We start from the raw sequence: 17,678 nt of genomic DNA, 5'->3' as shown, positions 1-17,678 counted from the left end.
ACCAGTTTTATGGATTTACGCTAGCGAATCAATATGATTTAATGAATTTAAGGGTAGTAAGTAGGTCCATATAATGGACCTCATGCAAAGATAAAGCAACAAGCCTGGCAAGGCGCTTTATCCGGCCGTCCTCGACGGCGGCCGGATCTCATAACCAAGGAGACAGCATGAACACGACTCGACGCAACCTCATGCGCGCCGCGGGAGGCGGCGCGCTGCTTGCCCTGGCCCCGTTCCAGCGCACGCTGGCGGCGCCCCAGTTCCGTTACAAGTACGCCAACAACCTGCCGCCCTCGCATCCGATGAACCTGCGCGCCAACGAGGCCGCGCAGAACATCCTCAAGGACACCGGCGGCCGCTTCGAACTGGCGGTGTTCCCCAGCAGCCAGCTGGGCTCCGACACCGACACCCTGAGCCAGCTGCGCGCCGGCGCCGTCGAGTTCTTCACCCTGTCGGGCCTGATCCTGTCGACCCTGGTGCCCAGCGCGTCGATCAGCGGCGTGGGCTTCGCCTTCCCCGATTACGCTTCGGTCTGGAAGGCCATGGACGGCGACCTGGGCGCCCACATCCGCGCCGACATCAATGGCAAGGGCCTGTTCGTCATGGATCGCATCTGGGACAACGGCTTTCGCCAGGTCACCACCAGCTCGCGCGCCATTACCGGCCCGGACGATTTCCGCGACCTGAAGATCCGCGTGCCGGTCAGCCCGCTGTGGACCTCGATGTTCAAGGCGCTGGGCTCGTCGCCGGCCAGCATCAACTTCAACGAAACCTATTCGGCGCTGCAGACCCGCGTGGTGGACGCGCAGGAAAACCCCCTGGCCATCATCCAGACCGCCAAGCTGTACGAAGTGCAGAAGTACTGCTCGATGACCAACCACATGTGGGATGGCTTCTGGTTCCTGGGCAACCGCCGCGCCTGGGAAAAGCTGCCGGCCGACATCCGCGAGGTCGTCGCCAAACACATCAACGCCGCCGGCATGGCCGAGCGCGCCGACGTGCTGGCGCTCAACAATCAGCTGCAGGCCAAGCTGGCCGAGCAGGGCCTGGCCTTCAACACCCCCGACCCCGCGCCCATCCGCGACGCGCTGCGCCGCGCCGGCTTCTACGCCAGCTGGAAGGAAAAATACGGCGACAAGGCCTGGGGCCTGCTGGAGCAGGCCGCCGGGAGCCTGTCATGAGGGCTGCGCTCACGCATCCGGCGGAAGTGCTGCCCACGGCCGGCGCCGCCCCGGGCAGCCGGCGGCCCTGGGCCATCGCCGCCGACAATGCCCTGGGCCACCTGGTGGAGATTCCCGCGGCCATCCTGGTGGTCGCGGAAATCGTCATCCTGTTCTCGGGCATCGTGGCGCGCTACGTGCTGCACACGCCGCTGGTGTGGTCCGACGAGCTGGCCTCGATCCTGTTCCTGTGGCTGGCCATGCTGGGCGCGGTGATCGCCTTCCGCCGCGGCGAGCACATGCGCATGGGCGCGCTGGTCAACCGCGCCTCGCCCGCCACCCGCGCGCTGCTGGACATGGTGGCGGTGGCGGCGGCGCTGGCGTTCCTGCTGCTGCTGCAGGCGCCCGGCTACGAGTACGCTTCGGAGGAACGGTACGTCACCACCGCCGCGCTGGAGATCCCCAACATCTGGCGCGCCGCGGCCCTGCCGGTCGGCACCGCGCTGATGCTGCTGATCGCGCTGCTGCGGCTGGTCGAACGCGCGCAGTGGCGCGTCACCGGCCTGGCGCTGCTGCTGGTCGGCGGCGTGGTGGCCGCCATGACGGCGCTGCAGCCGGTGCTGGCGGGACTGGGCAACCTGAACCTGCTGATCTTCTTCGTCGGCGTGGTGGCGGCCACGGTGTTCGCGGGCGTGCCGATCGCCTTCTCGTTCGGGCTGGCCACCTTCGGCTACCTGTCGCTGACCACCGACGTGCCGATGATGGTGGTGGTCGGGCGCATGGACGAAGGCATGTCGCACCTGATCCTGCTGGCGGTGCCGCTGTTCGTGTTCCTGGGCGTGCTGATCGAGATGACCGGCATGGCCAAGCGCATGGTGGCCTTCCTGGCCAGCCTGCTGGGCCACGTGCGCGGCGGCCTGTCGTACGTGCTGATCGGCGCCATGTACGTGGTCTCGGGCATCTCGGGCGCCAAGGCGGCCGACATGGCGGCGGTGGCGCCGGTGCTGTTTCCCGAAATGCGCGAACGCGGCGCCGACGAGGGCGACCTGGTGGCGCTGCTGTCGGCCACCGGCGCGCAGACCGAGACCGTGCCGCCCAGCCTGGTGCTGATCACCATCGGCTCGGTCACCGGCGTGTCGATCACGGCGCTGTTCACCGGCGGCCTGCTGCCCGGGCTGGTGCTGGGCGTGATGCTGTGCCTGGTGGTCTGGTGGCGCAACCGCCGCGAAGACCTGAGCGCGGTGCGCAAGGCCAGCGGCCGCCAGATCGGCCGCGCCCTGCTGGTGGCGCTGCCGGCGCTGGCGCTGCCCTTCGTGATCCGCGCGGCCGTGGTCGAGGGCGTGGCCACCGCCACCGAGGTGTCCACCATCGGCATCGTCTATGCCACGCTGATCGGGCTGCTGGTCTACCGCTGCTTCGACGCCAAGCGGCTCAAGCCCATGCTGGTGGACACCGCCTGCCTGTCGGGCTCGATCCTGCTGATCATCGGCACCGCCACCGCCATGGCCTGGGCGCTGACGCAATCGGGCTTCTCGACCCAGCTGGCGCAGGCCATGGCGGGCCTGCCCGGCGGCGCGGCCACCTTCATGGCGGTGTCGATCGTGGCATTCGTCATCCTGGGCAGCGTGCTGGAGGGCATCCCCGCCATCGTGCTGTTCGGGCCGCTGCTGTTCCCGATCGCGCACCAGATGGGCATCCACGAAGTCCATTACGCGATGGTGGTGATCCTGGCGATGGGCCTGGGCCTGTTCGCGCCGCCGTTCGGGGTGGGCTACTACGCCGCCTGCGCCATCGGCCGGGTCGCGCCCGAAGCCGGCATCCGCCCCATCCTGGGCTACCTGGGTTCGATGGCGGTCGGCATCGTGGTCATTGCCGCGGTGCCGTGGATCTCGACGGGGTTCCTGAAGTAAGGCGCCTGGCCGGCCGCCGCGCCCACGTGGCGCGGCGCGCCGGCGCACCTACCGCCGTGGGGAAAAACCCACACGCGAGCATTCCCCCACCGCTCGCGCGGTTGATCCGCCTACACCACTTCTATAGAATCTTCAATTCGGGCCTGTGCCCATTCTTTTTTCCCTTCACCTACACCTGGGAGGCGCAAGATGATGAATCCGCATACCGCCATCCCGCGCGTATCTCCGCGACGCCATTAAGTCGTCGCCCGCGCGGCCCCATCGCCAGACTACCTGGCGACTGGTCCGCCGTGCCCGCCCCAAACCCCTGAACGCAATGCCCGCGCCATGAGGCGCAGGTCGTATCACCTTCTTCCCAAAAGGAAACCGGCGCCTTCGCGTTGCCGGGCGATCGCAATGAATCGAACAAAAATCGATCTGCGAGGACAAGCCTTCAAGGACGTCCTCGGCTTTACCTTCCGCTATTGGCGCGCCCAGCCCTGGCGCACCACCCTCATCGTCGCGCTGGCCCTGTTGTCGGCCGTGGCCGATGTGCTGACCCCGCTGTACGCGGGCCGGCTGGTCGACGCCGTGGCCTCCGGCGCCTCGTCCGACGCGCAGGTCTGGGGCGCGGCCGTCACCGCGTTCTGGCTGCTGATCGCGCTGGGCATCGGCGGCACGCTGCTGCGCCAGGGCGTGTTCCAGAACATCATCGTCTTCACCCTGAAGATGATGAACGGCATGGTGTCCAACGCCTTCTACCGCGTGCAGCGCTTTTCCACCGACTGGCATGCCAACAGCTTCGCCGGCTCGACCGTGCGCAAGATCACGCGCGGCATGTGGGCGGTGGACGTGCTGAACGACACGCTGCTGGTGGCGCTGCTGCCGTCGGTGGTGATGCTGGTCGGCGCCACCGTGCTGCTGGGCGTGCACTGGCCGGTGATGGGCCTGGTGGTGGGCCTGGGCTCGGTGCTGTACATCGCGGTGACGGCGGTGCTGTCGCTGGGCTATGTGGCGCCGGCGGCGCGGCTGGGCAATGCCTGGGACACCCGCATGGGCGGCGCGCTGGCTGACGCCATCAGCTGTAACCCCGTGGTCAAGGCCTTCGGCGCGGAAACGCGCGAAGAAGGACGCCTGGGACGCGTGGTCGACAAGTGGCGCCGCCGCACGCGCCGCACCTGGATCCGCGCCACGATCAACGGCGGCATCCAGGGCGCGATGCTGGTGGCGATGCAGGCCGGCATCCTGGGCGCGTCGCTGCTGCTGTGGTCGCGCAACCAGGCCAGCGTCGGCGACATCACCTTCGCGCTGACGATGTTCTTCATGCTGCAGGGCCACCTGCGCGACGTGGGCATGCACATCCGCAACCTGCAGCGCTCGGTCAACGACATGGAGGAACTGGTGGCGCTGGAGAAGCAGCCGCTGGGCGTGGACGACCGTCCCGGCGCGGGCGAGATCCGCGTCACGGCCGGCGAGATCCGCTTCGAGGACGTGACCTTCCGCTATGGCCGGCACGACGTGGCGCTGTACGACCGCTTCTCGGCGCGCATCGCGCCGGGCGAGCGGGTCGGCCTGGTCGGGCATTCGGGTTCGGGCAAGACCACGTTCATCAAGCTGATCCAGCGCCTGTATGACGTCAACGGCGGCCGCATCACCATCGACGGGCAGGACATCGCCCAGGTCAAGCAGGCGTCGCTGCGCAGCCAGATCGCCATCGTGCAGCAGGAGCCGGTGCTGTTTCACCGCACGCTGGCCGAGAACATCGCCTACGCCCGCCCTGGCGCGACGCAGGCCGAGATCGAGCAGGCGGCGCGGCTGGCCAGCGCGCATGACTTCATCATGGCCCTGCCCAAGGGCTACGAGACGCTGGTGGGCGAGCGCGGCGTCAAGCTGTCGGGCGGCGAACGCCAGCGGGTGGCGATCGCCCGGGCCTTCCTGGCGGACGCGCCGATCCTGATCCTGGACGAAGCCACGTCGAGCCTGGACAGCGAAAGCGAGGTGCTGATCCAGCAGGCCATGGAACGCCTGATGGTCGGCCGCAGCACGCTGGTGGTGGCGCACCGCCTGTCGACGGTGCGCGCGCTGGACCGCCTGCTGGTGATGGACCGCGGCCGCATCATCGAGGAAGGCAGCCACGACCAGTTGATCCGCTTGAAAGGCGGCCTGTACCGGCGCCTGTTCGAGCGCCAGGCCCTGGAGCTGACCAAGGGCCTGACGCAGGCGGAGATGCTGGCCGACGGCGCCCGCCCCGTGCCGGCGCGCGCCGATGGCGAAGACCAAGGCCAAGACCAGGACGAAGCGTCCTTCGCCTTCGGCAAGTAGGCAAAAGGCCTGACGCAAGTCAGGCCTTTTTTTTCTTTGCCGCCGGCGCGTCCCGCATGCGCCGCCCGCGCGGCTCCCGTCCTGGGCCGCCTCAACGATTCAGCGTCAGCCGCAGGCCGAAGGCGATCAGCGCGCCGCCGAACACCGCGCCCTGCCATTTCTGCACCCGCGGATGCGCCGCCATCCAGCGCCCCAGCGCGCCGCCGGCCAGGGCGCACAGCACGTCGAAGGTCAGCCCCAGGCTGACCAGGATCACGCCCAGCAACGCGAACTGCCGGCCGATCGGCCCCTGCGCGGGCGACACGAACTGCGGCAGCAGCACCGAGCAGAACAACAACGCCTTGGGGTTGAGCACGTTGGTCAGCACCCCGCTGAGCAACGCCGCGCCAAGCCCTTTGCCGCGCGCGGCCGCCTGCGCCTCGTGCGCCACGCCGTACGACATGGGCCCGGCGCGCAGCAACCGCAAGCCCAGCCAGATCAGGTAGCCGCCGCCCACGGCGCGCGCCGCGTCGAAGGCCCACGGATGCGTCTTGAACAGCGCCGCCAGCCCCAGCGCCGCCAGCGTCACGTGGGCGGCGCGCGCCAAGGCCAGGCCCACGGCCACCGCCAGCGCCTGGCCGCGCCCGCGCAGCGCCCCGGTTTCAAGCAGCAGGATCATGTCCGGCCCCGGCACCACATAGACAATCAACAATGCCCCGAGAAACAACGCCATATCGGCCATGAGCCACGCTCCGTGCAGCAGGAAATGGCGATCATTCTAGGGAAAAGGCATCGGCATGTGCTTGCTATTCCTGCCAAAAGGAATAACATGATTGGCATCTTGAACCAATCAATCCCTCCAAAATTTCATTCCATGCCAAAACGCCAATTGGACGCCTATGACCGGCGCATTCTCGAGGCCCTGCAGCAAAACGGCCGCCTGACCAACGTCGAGCTGGCCGAGCAGATCGGCCTGTCGCCCTCGCCCTGCCTGCGGCGGGTGCGGCTGATGGAAGAAGCCGGCGTGATCCAGGGCTACGAAGCCCGGCTGGCGCCGGACGAAGTCGGGCTGGGCCTGACCGTCTTCGTCGGCGTCAAGGTCGAGCGCCACCACGAACGCGACGCCGACCAGTTCCGCAAGGAAGTCTGCGCCCTGCCGGAAGTGGTGGCGGCGCACCTGGTGTCGGGCGAATCGGACTTCCTGCTGCAGGTGGTGCTGCCCGACCTGCGCGCCTACGAACGCTTCCTGCTGACCACGCTGCTCAAGCTGCCAGGGGTGAAGGACATCCGCAGCAACTTCGCCATCCAGACCGTCAAGCCGCAGAGTCCGCTGCCGCTGGACCACCTGGGACATTGAGCGCGGCCTGGCGCACCTTGGCGCTGCGCTGCTCGAAGCGCGCCTGCGACTGCGCCAGGTACTGCCGCACGATGTCCGGTTCCGAGGTCCTGGGCGTGCCGCCGGGAAACGGCGGCTCGGGGTCGTATTCGATCTGCAACTGGATCAGCTTGGCGACCTCGTCGCCGCACAGCGTGGCCACCACCTTCAGGGCCATGTCGATGCCCGACGTGACGCCGCCCGCGGTGAAGACGTTGCCGTCCACGCACAGCCGCGCGTCGGTCGGCACGGCGCCGAAATGCGCCAGCAGTTCGCGCGCGCGCCAATGGCTGGAGGCGCGCTTGCCGCGCAGCAGGCCGGCCGCGCCCAGCAGCAGCGAACCGGTGCAGATGCCGAAGACGTAGCGCGCGCCCAACGCCTGCCTGCGCGTGAAGGCTACCCAGTCCGGGTCGAGAATGGCATCATCCGTGCCCGGCCCGCCGGGCACCACCAGCAGATCGCAGGGCGGCGCCGACGCCAGCGTCTGGGTCGGCACGAAACACAGGCCGCGATCGCTGCGTACCGGATCGGGCGATTTTGCGACAAAATCGACGCTGAACCCGGGCGCGGCGGCGAGCACCTCGTAAGGCCCGGTCATATCGAGCTGGGTCAGCCCTTCGAACAAGAGAATATTGACATGCACGACGATGCTCCTTCGCAGAATGGAACCGCCAGCGTAGACCGACAGGCCGACGCGCGTGCGCCAAATGGCGGCACGATCGCGCCAAAACGCATTGTCTTCCTGCTGTACGACGGCTTCCAGCCGCTCGACCTGGCCGGGCCCTGGCAGGCATTCAGCGGCGCCAACGACGAAGGCGGCGCCGGCTACCAGTTGAGCACCGTGGCGGCCACGCCGGTGGTCGGCACCTGGGACCAGGGCCTGCGCATGCAGGTCAACGCCACCTTCGCCACCGACGACGACGCGCCGATCGACATGCTGTTCGTGCCGGGCGGCCCCGGCATCGACCAAGCCGCCGCCCATGGCGAAACCCTGGCCTGGCTGCGCCGCCGCAGCCCGCAGGCGCGCCGCACCTGCAGCGTGTGCACCGGCGCCTTCCTGCTGGCCGCTGCCGGCCTGCTCGATGGCCGCCGCGTCACCACCCACTGGCGCTCGGCCGACCGCCTGCGCCAGCTGCATCCCGGCCTGAAGGTGGAAGACGACCGCATCTACATCGAAAGCGGCGCCGTCTGGACCTCGGCGGGCGTGACCGCCGGCATCGACCTGGCGCTGGCGCTGATCGAGCGCGACGTGGGCGCGCGGGTGTCGCAGGACGTGGCGCGCCGCCTGGTGGTCTTCATGCGGCGCGACGGCGACCAGCGCCAGTACAGCCAGTCGTTGCGCCTGCAGGACCGCCTGGCGGCGCCGTTCCGCGACCTGGTGGAGAAGATCGAGGCCAGCCTGTCGGCGCGCTGGTCGGTGGACGACATGGCCGACGCCTGCCATATGTCGCGCCGCACCTTCCAGCGCAAGTTCGCGGCGCATTTCGGCGTGACGCCGGCCGAGGTCCTGCGCCAGTTGCGGCGCGAGCGCGAAGGCGCCCTGCGCGCGGCCGGCAGGGCCTCGGACAAGGCCGTGCGCCATGCTCTCGGGGCAGCGGGCCGGCCGTAGGGCCTGTCGCGCCAAGACAAACCTTGCGCCGGCGTTGCCGCGGCGCGCGGACTGCCCCTATCATCCCGTCCAGGCCCGTTTCCCATACGCCATGAGCGAATCCGCCCCGTCCTCCCCCTGCCCCGAATGCGGCCAGCCCCAGACCGTCACCGAACAGGGGCTGAGCCTGATCGCGCGCTGCGGCGGCTGTGGCTGGATGGTGGCGACCACCAATCCGAACCACCCGATCATGGACCGCACGCCCTACACGCTGCGGGTGCGGGCCGGCGACCTGCCCACGGCCAGCGCCGTCGCCCGCCTGGCGGTGGCGCTGGGCATCGGCGTCAAGCGGGCGCGCGACCTCATCGCGCAGGACCTGCCGGTGGCCGAGAACGTCCTGGCGCTCGAGGCCATCCGGCTGCACGGCGTGCTGGCCGGCGCCGGGTTGCAGGTGGGGATCACGCCGCCACTTCGCTGGCCGCTGGAGCGCCGCGACTGACGCGGCGGCGCCCCGGGTCCGGCACGCGGCGCCTCGCCGTGTGAACGCCTACCCGGCCAGACCGACCGACATGCCGCCGCAGACGTACAGCACCTGCCCGGTCATGAAGCCGGCGCGCCGGTCCAGGAACGACGACACCGCATGCGCCACGTCCTCGGGCCGGCCGATGCGCCCCACCGGGATGGCGGCCTCCAGCGCCACCGTCCTGGGGTCTCCCGGCGGGTTGGACTGGTCGAACAACTCGGTGGCGATCGGCCCGGGCGCCACGGTGTTGACCGTGATGCCGGCCTTGCCCAGTTCCAGCGCCCAGGTGCGCGTCATGCCCACCAGGCCGGACTTGGTGGCGCCGTAGACCGTGCGGCCCGGCTTGCCCAGGCCGGCGCGGCTGCCGATGTTGACGACCCGGCCGTAGCCGGCCCGGCGCATGCCGGGCAGCAGCGCCTGCATCAACAGCAACGGCGCGGTCAGGTTCACCGCCACCATGCGCGCCAGTTCATCCTGTGTCACCGCCTCGATGTCGGCGACCTGGATCACGCCGGCGTTGTTGACCAGGTGCAGCACCGGCCGCGCCGCCGCCAGCGCGGCGGCGGCCGCGGCCGTGGCGGCGGCATCGCCCAGGTCCACGGACTGGAAGGTTTCGCCCGGCAGCGCCGCGTCCGGCGGCCGACGGCTGAAGTTGACGACCTCGAAGCCGTCCTGCAACAGGCGCGCGACGATGGCGCGGCCGATGCCCCGGCTGCCGCCGGTGACCAATGCGATGGGGGTTGTCATTGCGCCGTGATTCCCTTGTCCTTGATGAGGCCGCCCCATTTGGCGCGTTCCTGCCTTTCGAACGCGGCCAGGTCGGCGCCGAACAGCGTGCCGGGCCGCGCGCCCATGGTGGCGAAATTGGTGGCAATGGCCTGCGAGCCCAGGCCGCTGCGCGCAGCCTCGATCAGTTGGCGCACCACCGGCTCCGGCGTGCCGCGCGGCGCGTACAGGGCGAACCAGGCCGTCACGTCAAAGCCCGGCAGGCCGGACTCGGCCACGGTAGGCAGGTCGGGCAGCGAGGCATCGCGCGCCGCCGACGTCACCGCCACGCCCCGCACCAGGTTGCCGTCCTTGATCTGCGCCAGCGCGCCGGGCAGGTTGTCGAACAGCAGGTCGACCTGGCCGCCCGCCACCGCCGGCAGCGACGCCGAGGTGCCCTTGAACGGCACGTGCAGCATGGTCACGCCGGCCATGGCCTCGAAGTAGGCCCCGGTCAGGTGCACCGACGAACCGATGCCGGGCGACGCATAGGTCAGTTTCTTTTCTTTGTTCTGGCGCGCCGCCTGGATCACGTCGGCCACCGTCCTGTAGGGCGACTTGGCGCTGACGGCGATGACGTTGGGCGTGGTCGACACCAGCGCGATCGGCACCAGGTCGCGCTCGGGGTCGAACGCCATGTTGTTGTACAGGAACTGGTTGATGGTCTGCGTGCCGATGGTGCCCAGGCCCAGCGTGTAGCCGTCGGCCTTGGCGCGCGCCACGTAGGCCATGCCGATGTTGCCGCCCGCGCCCGGCTTGTTCTCGACCAGCACGGTCTGCTTCAGGCCCGGCTGCAGCGCGTTGGCGATGGCGCGGCCGAAGATGTCGGCGCCGCCACCCGGCGGATACGGCACGACCACGGTGACGGGATGCTCCGGATAGCCGGCCGCCTGGACCGCATGGATCGGGGCCGCGGCCAGCACGGCCAGCGCCGCCGTGGCCAGCGCGCGCCGCCCGGCGCGCCTGTGCAGGGAATGCGTCATGGATCTGTCTCCTCGCGAATCCGCTTGGCGCGGATTTCTTCTGGCTCCGCCTCGGGGCGGATGCTGTCGATGGGCGCCCGCGGAATGCGGACACTTCCTATAGTACGTAAATACGTACTATATTCACAAGAACGCGAAAAACATACCGGAGACAAACCATGAAACGCTGGACGCGCCGTCCCGAGGGATCGACCTGGGGCGATTTCGGGGCTGACGACGAGATCGGCCGCCTGAACCTGCTGACCGAGGAAAAAGTGCTGCAGGCGGTGCGCGAGGTGCGGACCGGCAAGGTCTTCTGCCTGTCGCTGCCGCTGGACCTGCCCGGCGGCAACGTGCTCAACCCGCGCCGCCACCCGCCGCAACTCAAGCCCACCTTCCGCGACGGCACGCCCTACCTGAACTTCGCCATGGCGCGCCTGCAGCCCGACGCCGTCGACGTGCTGTCGGACGACCAGGTCACGCTCAGCCTGCAGTACTCGACCCAATGGGACGGCCTGTGCCACGTGGGCGCCCAGTTCGACATCCAGGGCGACGGCCAGGCCCGCCGCGTCTACTACAACGGCTATGCCGCCGGCGTCGACGTGTTCGGCGGCGAGGACGCCGGCCCCGACGCCTGCTGCCCGCCGGGCGGCTCGTATGCGCGCAGGCTGGGCATCGACCGCTATGCCGAAAAAGGCATGCAGGGCCGCGGCGTGCTGGTGGACCTGGCGCGCGCCTTCGGCCCCGGCCGCACGCTGGTGGGCCATACCCAGCTGCAGGCGGCGCTGCGCGAGCAGCGCGTGGTGGTCGAGCCGGGCGACATGCTGGTGCTGCGCACCGGTTTCGCCGAAACGCTGGTGGAAATGGCCGGCCAGCCCGATCCGCACCAGCTGGAGCAGACCGGCGCGGTGCTGGACGGCGCCGACCCGGCGCTGCTGGACTGGATCACCGGCAGCGGCATCGCGGCGATCTGCGCCGACAACTACGCGGTCGAGGCCTATCCGGCGCGCACCACCGGCCCCGGCCATTCGATCCTGCCGCTGCATCATCACTGCCTGTTCAAGCTGGGCGTGCCGCTGGCCGAGCTGTGGTACCTGAAGGCGCTGGCCGACTGGCTGCACGCACAGGGCCGCAACCGCTTCCTGTTGACCGCGCCGCCGCTGCGCCTGCCGGGCGCGGTGGGGTCGCCCGTGACGCCGATCGCCACGGTGTGACGCCATGACGCAATCCTCCCTCCTCTTTTCGCAACACCTCGACGCCCTGGCGGCGCGCCACCCCGGGCGCCCCGCCCTGATCGACCGCGACCGGGCCATCAGCCACGCCGAACTGCGCGCGCGCAGCCGCGCCCTGGCCGCCGGCCTGGCGCGCATCGGCGTGCGGCCCGGCCAGCGCGTGGCCGTATGGCTGCCCAATTGCGCCGCCTGGGTCGAGACCTTCCTGGCCTGCGCCCACCTGGGCGCGCTGGCGCTGGCCGTCAACACGCGCTTTCGCGCCCTCGAACTGGCCGACATCCTCGGCCGTGGCGGCGCCGACTGGCTGGTGTTCTGGCCCGGCTTCAAGGGTATCGACTTCCAGGGCATCCTGGACGGCGTCGCGCCCGAACACCTGGCGCGGCTGCAAGGCATCGTCGCCGTGTCCGAAACGGACGAACCCGCCGCCGCGTCGCTGCGCGGCAAGCCGGTGCACCGCTACGCCGACCTGCGCGCCTGCGCCGACACGCCCCCGCCGCCCCAGCCCGACGCCGGCGTGCTGTGCTTCACCACGTCCGGCACCACCTCACAGCCGAAGTTCGTGCTGCATGACCAGGGCACCCTGCTGCGCCACGGCGCCGCGGTGGCGCAAGCGTTCGGCTACGGCGACGACAGCCGCGTGCTGGCCAGCGCGCCGTTCTGCGGCGCGTTCGGCTTCGCCACGCTGGCGGGCGGGCTGGCGCGGGGCGTGCCGGTGGTGTGCGCGCCGGTGTTCGACGCGGCCGAATCGGCCGCCGCGATCCAGCGCCACCGGGTCAGCCACACCTACGCCAACAACGAGGCGCTGGTCGCCATGATGCGCGCGGCCGCGCCCGGCGCATTCGCCTCGGCGCGCCTGTTCGGCTTCGCCAGCTTCACGCCGGCGCTCGACCACATGCTGGACCTGGCGCGCGCGGCCGGCGTGCCGCTGACGGGGCTGTATGGGTCCAGCGAACTGATCGCGCTGGTGGCCGGCCAGCCGCGCGACCCCGCCGAGGGCGACGTGGCCGCACGCCACCAGCCAGGCGGCACGCTGATCTATCCCGAGGCGCGGGTGCGGGCGCGCGATCCGGCCAGCGGCGCAATCCTGCCGCACGGCGAATCGGGCGAGCTGGAAATCCTGTCGCCCAGCCTCATGCGCGGCTACCTCGACAACCCCGAGGCCACCGCCCGCGCCTGCACCGACGACGGCTACTTCCGGACCGGCGACCTGGGCTACACCCTGAACCCGCGCCAGTTCGTGTTCCAGACCCGCATGGGCGACTCGTTGCGCCTGTCCGGCTTCCTGGTGAATCCGGTCGAGATCGAACAGATGGTGGAAACGCTGCCCGGCGTGCGCGCCTGCCAGGTGGTCGGCGCCACCCGCGACGGCAAGACCGTGCCCTACGCCTTCGTGCTGCTGCGGGAAGGCGCCAGCGCCGACGCGACCGGCTGGACGGCGGCCTGCAAGCAGGCCATGGCCGGCTTCAAGGTTCCCGCCGGCTTCACGGTGCTGGATGCGTTTCCGTCCGTGGAAAGCGCCAATTCGGTCAAAATCCAGAAACACCGGCTGCGCGAGATGGCCGACGCCCTGCTCGCCGCCCCCGCCACCTCCTGACCGATCCGACCATGCCCGCGCGCCCGCTTTTCTCGCACAGCCCTCAACCGCTCTACCTGCAGGCGGCGGCGCTGTTTCGCAGCCATATCCAGAACCGCACCTGGCGGCCGGGCCAGCAGATCCCGCCGCTGGAAGCGCTGATGGAAACCTATGGCATCTCGCGCGCCACCATCCGCCAGGCCCTCGGCCAGCTGGAACAGGACGGCCTGATCCGGCGTTCGCGCGGGTCCGGTACCTTCGTCAACGCCGACCTGCCGGAGACGCCGACGCTGCTGATTCCCAAGACCTGGGCCGAGACGGTCGAACTGAGCAACCAGCTGGGCACGGTGTCGCTGGTGGAGTCGAGCGCCGATTCGCCGCTGCCCGACACGCTGGGCATGCCGTGCGCGGCGCAGCGCGGCGGCAGTTTCCAGTACCTGCGGCGGGTGCACACCACCGAGGCCGGGCCGTTCTGCTATAGCGAGGTATTTCTGGAAAGCAGCCTGTTCCGCAAGCATCGCGCCCGCATCCAGAAAAGCACGGTGGCGCCGGTGCTGGACCAGTTCTACGGCGCCCGCATCAGCGAGGCGCGCCAGGTGCTCAATGTGATCGAGGCCGGCCAGGAGTCGGCCGAATCGCTGCGCATCCCGGTGTCCTCGCCAGTGGCCGAACTGCGCCGCTACGCCTGCATCGACGGCCGCGTGGTGTATTTCGCGCGGCTGGAATTTCCGTTCCGCAAGGTGCGCATGGAGTTCGACCTGTTGAGCCAGCGCTAGCGCCACCGACCTTCCCAGGAGACTTCGCCGGCCGACGCGCGGCCGGCGGCGCACGCGCCAACCCGCGTTCGCCCGCTGTTCCCGACCCATCACAAAAGCGCGGCCATCCGGCCAAAGCGCCCGCAGTGCCCGCAAGCATCCGGCATAACCATAAATGGAGACAACCATGACCCCCATGCCCCGGATTTCGCAGCATCGCAGCCCCCCTCCCCGCCGCTTCCCGCGCGCCGCAGCCATGGCCGCGGCCTGCGGCGCCAGCCTGTTCGTCGGCGCCGCCAGCATGGCGCAGACCACCCCCGCCGCCATTTCCGACGATATCGTCCGCCTCGGCCTGATCCTGGACATGAGCGGCATCTATGCCGACGTGACCGGCAAGGGCAGCGCCACGGCCGCCCAGATGGCCATCGACGACTTCGGCGGCAAGGTGCTGGGCAGGAAAATCGACCTGCTGGTGGTCGACCACCAGAACAAGGCCGACATCGCCGCCGCCCGCGCCCGCGAGTGGTACGACACGCAGAAGGTCGACGCCATCCTGGACGTGGCCGGCTCGGCGCCCGCCCTGGCGGTGCTGGAGGTGGCGCGCGAGAAAAAGAAGATCGTGGTGTTCAGCGGCCCGGGCACCGAGCGCATCACCAACGACCTGTGCTCGCCGTATTCGGTGCACTACACCTACGACACCTGGTCGCTGGCCAACACCACCGCCCGCGCCACCGTCGACCGCGGCGGCAAGAGCTGGTACTTCCTGACCGCCGACTACGCCTTCGGCCACACCCTGCAGGCCTCGGCCACCGAGGTGGTGAAAGCCCGCGGCGGCACCGTGCTGGGCGCCGCGCGCCATCCCATCGGCACCAGCGATTTCGCCTCGTACCTGCTGCAGGCGCAGGCCAGCCGCGCCCAGATCGTCGGCCTGGCCAACGCCGGCGGCGACACGGTCAACGCCATCAAGGCGGCGCGCGAATTCGGCCTGACGCAAAGCGGCCAGAAGATGGCCGGCCTGCTGCTGTACATCAACGACATCCACGCCATCGGCCTGGATGCGGCGGCCGGCCTGATGCTGACCGAGGCCTTCTACTGGGACATGAATGACCAGACCCGCGCCTGGTCGCAGCGCTACTACGACAAGCTCAAGAAAATGCCCAACATGAGCCAGGCCGGCACCTATTCCTCGGTGATGCACTACCTGAAGGCGGTGCAGGCCGCAGGCACCGATGCGCCCGACGCGGTGATGAAGCAGATGAAGGCCATGCCGATCAATGACTTCTTCGCCACCAACGGCCGCATCCGCGAGGACGGCCGCATGGTCCACGACATGTACCTGTTCGAGGTGAAGACGCCAGCCGAATCCAAGCGGCCCTGGGACTACTACAAGCTGGTGGCGACGCTGCCGGGCGACGAGGCCTTCATGCCGCTGTCCAAGTCGACCTGCCCGCTGGTGAAGGCGGCGGCGAAGTAGACCGGCGGGCCGGTCCGCCGGCGCTGGCTGGCCCTGGCGACGGCGCCGCCACGGCCTCATCGCCCAGGGCCGAACGACAATGGCGCCACGAGCCACGAAAGCGCCCCGGGCTCGCGGCGCCCGCCTGCGTTCAGCGCGAGGCGGCGACCGCCTCTTCCAGCATCTCCAGCCGGTCCTGGCCCCAGAACAGCTCGCCGCGATACACGTACGACGGCGAGCCGAACACCCCGGCCGCCACCGCCGCGTCGGTGTTGTCGCGGTAGGCCCGCCGCGCCGCCGGCTGTTCGGCGGCGGCCATCAGCGCGCCGGCATCCAACCCTTGTTCCCGCAGGATGGCGCGCAGCGTGTCCGGCGACGAGATGTCCCGCTCCTCGCACCACTCGGCGGCCAGGATGGCCTTGTACAGGGCCGCCACCGGCAGGCCGGCGGCATCGGCCGCGATCACGATGCGCGAGGCCAACCCCGCGTCCGGGCACATGTAGGCCGGCGTCGGATTGACGTGGATGCCCAGCTTGCGGCACCAGCGCGCCAGCTCTATCACCCGGTAGGCCCGGCGTTCAGGCGCGCGCTGGCCCAGCAGCACGCCGCCGGTGCGCGCATAGACCTCGGGCAGGTCCACCGGCAGGTAGCGGATGCGCGCCTGCTGGCGCGCCGCCAGCGCCTCCAGCCGGTCGGCCCCCAGGTAGGCCCAGTCGGAGTTCAGCCAGAAGTAATAGTCGATGGTCTTCATGTCGTCCTCAGGTCCGGGCGCCGGCCGGCACGCCCACCGCTTCCCGCGCCGGCGCATCGCCGCGCATGCGCCAGGCGCTGAACACCGCCACCACGCCCAGCGCGCTCAGGTACCACACCACGTACTTCGGATCGCCGCCGGCGCGCGCCAGCAGCCAGGTCGCGACGATCGGCGCCAGGCCGCCGCCGATCGCGCCGGATACCTGCACCGCCAGCGAGATGCCGGTGTAGCGCACCTCGGCCGGGAACTGGCTCGAGAACAGCGTCCCCTCGGGACCGTACAGGCAAGCGTAGACCAATCCCACCGCCAGGCATACCGCGACGATGATCCAGCCGGTCTGTCCGGTGGCCAGCAACTGGAAGAACAGCGGCGCGCACGCCAGGATACCGACCGCGCCGGCCATGAACACCCACTTGTGGCCAATGCGGTCGCCCAGCATGCCGAACAGCGGCATGGTGAACAACGCCAATGCCGCGCCCCAGATGGTGGCGTCCAGCATCACCGCACGGGGAATGCCCAGCGTGCCGGTGGCGTAGGCCAGCGAAAACGTGACCACCGTGTAGAACCAGGTGACCTCGGCCAGCCGCGCGCCCACCACCGTCCACAGCGCGCGCCGGTGATGGCGCAGCACGGCCGCCACCGGCACCTCGACCTTGGCACCCTTGTCGCGCATCTGCTCGAAGTCGGGCGACTCGGCCACCTTGACGCGGATGAACCAGCCCACCGCCAGCAGCACCACGCTGGCCAGGAACGGCAGGCGCCAGCCCCACGACAGCATGTCCTGCTCCGGCAGCCCGGCCACCGCGCCCATCGCCAGCGACGACAGGATCAGGCCCGGCGCCACCCCGGCCTGCGGCAGGCTGCCGAAAAAGCCCTTCTTGCCCTCGGGCGCATGCTCGACCGCCATCAGCACGGCCCCGCCCCACTCGCCGCCCACCGCGATGCCCTGCAGAAAACGCATCAGCACCAGCAGCACCGCGGCCCAGTAGCCGATCTGCTCATACGCGGGGATCAGGCCGATCAGGATGGTGGGCACCCCCATCAGCAGCAAGGTGATCAGCAGCATGGACTTGCGGCCGATCCTGTCGCCGTAGTGACCGAAGATCACGCCGCCCAGCGGCCGCGCGAAAAAGCCCACCGAATAGGTAGCGAACGCCGCCAGCGTGCCGGTCAGCGGATCGAACGACGGAAAGAAGATCTTGTTGAAGATCAGCGCGGCGGCCGTGCCGTACAGGAAAAAGTCGTACCACTCGATGGTGGTGCCCATCATGCTGGCCAGGCCGGCCGTTACGTAGTCCCGGCGCGAACGCGCGGGCGCTGTCTTGGTCGTCATCATCGTGACTTCCCCTTG

Annotated in this window: 16 protein-coding genes; 10 read left to right on the top strand and 6 right to left on the bottom strand. The window is 69.8% G+C overall.

All coding sequences use genetic code 11. The annotated features are described in order from the left end of the window. Positions 1-167: 167 nt before the first annotated feature. From ACUTAG_RS27080 to ACUTAG_RS27070, 3 genes are all read left to right on the top strand, one after another. Positions 168-1,181: a TRAP transporter substrate-binding protein gene (locus ACUTAG_RS27080; protein ID WP_006387034.1), complete on the top strand. Its 1,014-nt coding sequence runs from the start codon at positions 168-170 to the stop codon at positions 1,179-1,181. Continuing rightward, positions 1,178-3,070 carry a TRAP transporter large permease gene (locus tag ACUTAG_RS27075; protein ID WP_006387033.1) on the top strand — a complete coding sequence of 631 codons (1,893 nt, stop codon included), beginning with the start codon at positions 1,178-1,180 and terminating at the stop codon, positions 3,068-3,070. The genes ACUTAG_RS27080 and ACUTAG_RS27075 overlap by 4 nt, the downstream gene beginning before the upstream one ends. Before the next feature lie 396 nt (positions 3,071-3,466). Then, positions 3,467-5,371: an ABC transporter ATP-binding protein gene (locus ACUTAG_RS27070; protein ID WP_320565353.1), complete on the top strand. Its 1,905-nt coding sequence runs from the start codon at positions 3,467-3,469 to the stop codon at positions 5,369-5,371. Positions 5,372-5,462: 91 nt separating this feature from the next. Here the strand turns inward: ACUTAG_RS27070 and ACUTAG_RS27065 are convergent, their stop codons facing one another. After that, positions 5,463-6,092: a LysE family translocator gene (locus ACUTAG_RS27065; RefSeq protein WP_054448690.1), complete on the bottom strand. Its 630-nt coding sequence runs from the start codon at positions 6,090-6,092 to the stop codon at positions 5,463-5,465. 132 nt (positions 6,093-6,224) lie between these two features. Between ACUTAG_RS27065 and ACUTAG_RS27060 the strand changes: the two genes are divergently transcribed. Next, positions 6,225-6,707 carry an Lrp/AsnC family transcriptional regulator gene (locus ACUTAG_RS27060; RefSeq protein WP_006394279.1) on the top strand — a complete coding sequence of 161 codons (483 nt, stop codon included), beginning with the start codon at positions 6,225-6,227 and terminating at the stop codon, positions 6,705-6,707. Here ACUTAG_RS27060 and ACUTAG_RS27055 read toward each other — a convergent pair. Next, positions 6,664-7,368 carry a DJ-1/PfpI family protein gene (locus ACUTAG_RS27055; RefSeq protein WP_006387029.1) on the bottom strand — a complete coding sequence of 235 codons (705 nt, stop codon included), beginning with the start codon at positions 7,366-7,368 and terminating at the stop codon, positions 6,664-6,666. The genes ACUTAG_RS27060 and ACUTAG_RS27055 overlap by 44 nt on opposite strands. On the opposite strand from ACUTAG_RS27055, the gene ACUTAG_RS27050 reads away from it, so the two are divergent. Together ACUTAG_RS27050 and ACUTAG_RS27045 are read left to right on the top strand one after the other, a co-directional pair. After that, a complete protein-coding gene (locus ACUTAG_RS27050; protein ID WP_104414211.1) occupies positions 7,363-8,334 on the top strand; it encodes a GlxA family transcriptional regulator in 972 nt (323 codons plus the stop codon). The two genes, ACUTAG_RS27055 and ACUTAG_RS27050, sit on opposite strands and share 6 nt — an antisense overlap. 91 nt (positions 8,335-8,425) lie before the next feature. Continuing rightward, the gene (locus tag ACUTAG_RS27045; RefSeq protein ID WP_020927219.1) at positions 8,426-8,812 is read left to right on the top strand and encodes a hypothetical protein; all 387 of its coding nucleotides are present in this window, start codon (positions 8,426-8,428) and stop codon (positions 8,810-8,812) included. A gap of 48 nt (positions 8,813-8,860) precedes the next feature. Here the strand turns inward: ACUTAG_RS27045 and ACUTAG_RS27040 are convergent, their stop codons facing one another. Then, a complete protein-coding gene (locus tag ACUTAG_RS27040) occupies positions 8,861-9,583 on the bottom strand; it encodes an SDR family NAD(P)-dependent oxidoreductase (RefSeq protein WP_006387026.1) in 723 nt (240 codons plus the stop codon). Further along, entirely contained in the window at positions 9,580-10,584 is a 1,005-nt protein-coding gene (locus ACUTAG_RS27035) for a Bug family tripartite tricarboxylate transporter substrate binding protein (RefSeq protein ID WP_006387025.1), read from the bottom strand. The genes ACUTAG_RS27040 and ACUTAG_RS27035 overlap by 4 nt, the downstream gene beginning before the upstream one ends. A 158-nt stretch (positions 10,585-10,742) precedes the next feature. Here ACUTAG_RS27035 and ACUTAG_RS27030 point away from each other — a divergent pair, with 158 nt between their 5' ends. The 4 genes from ACUTAG_RS27030 (at position 10,743) to ACUTAG_RS27015 (ending at position 15,597) form a co-directional block, all read left to right on the top strand. After that, positions 10,743-11,777, top strand: a complete 1,035-nt coding sequence (locus ACUTAG_RS27030; RefSeq protein ID WP_446650394.1) for a cyclase family protein — start codon at positions 10,743-10,745, stop codon at positions 11,775-11,777. A 4-nt stretch (positions 11,778-11,781) separates the two neighbouring features. Then, a complete protein-coding gene (locus ACUTAG_RS27025) occupies positions 11,782-13,389 on the top strand; it encodes an AMP-binding protein (protein WP_070542769.1) in 1,608 nt (535 codons plus the stop codon). Positions 13,390-13,400: 11 nt separating this feature from the next. Then, on the top strand, positions 13,401-14,144 hold the full coding sequence (locus ACUTAG_RS27020) for a GntR family transcriptional regulator (protein WP_020927213.1): 744 nt from the start codon (positions 13,401-13,403) through the stop codon (positions 14,142-14,144). Between the two features lie 235 nt (positions 14,145-14,379). Next, a complete protein-coding gene (locus ACUTAG_RS27015; RefSeq protein WP_110134847.1) occupies positions 14,380-15,597 on the top strand; it encodes an ABC transporter substrate-binding protein in 1,218 nt (405 codons plus the stop codon). Between the two features lie 130 nt (positions 15,598-15,727). Here ACUTAG_RS27015 and ACUTAG_RS27010 read toward each other — a convergent pair whose 3' ends face one another. Together ACUTAG_RS27010 and ACUTAG_RS27005 are read right to left on the bottom strand one after the other, a co-directional pair. After that, positions 15,728-16,327: a DsbA family protein gene (locus ACUTAG_RS27010; RefSeq protein ID WP_446650393.1), complete on the bottom strand. Its 600-nt coding sequence runs from the start codon at positions 16,325-16,327 to the stop codon at positions 15,728-15,730. Between the two features lie 7 nt (positions 16,328-16,334). Further along, complete coding sequence (locus ACUTAG_RS27005) at positions 16,335-17,663, bottom strand: MFS transporter (RefSeq protein WP_054446867.1); 1,329 nt, start codon at positions 17,661-17,663, stop codon at positions 16,335-16,337. Positions 17,664-17,678 lie beyond the last annotated feature (15 nt).

It is taken from the genome of Achromobacter sp. CSND-B12 (assembly GCF_052906545.1).
The sequence above is the reverse complement of the archived record's forward strand: the minus strand, read 5'-3'. Positions and strand labels throughout refer to the sequence as shown.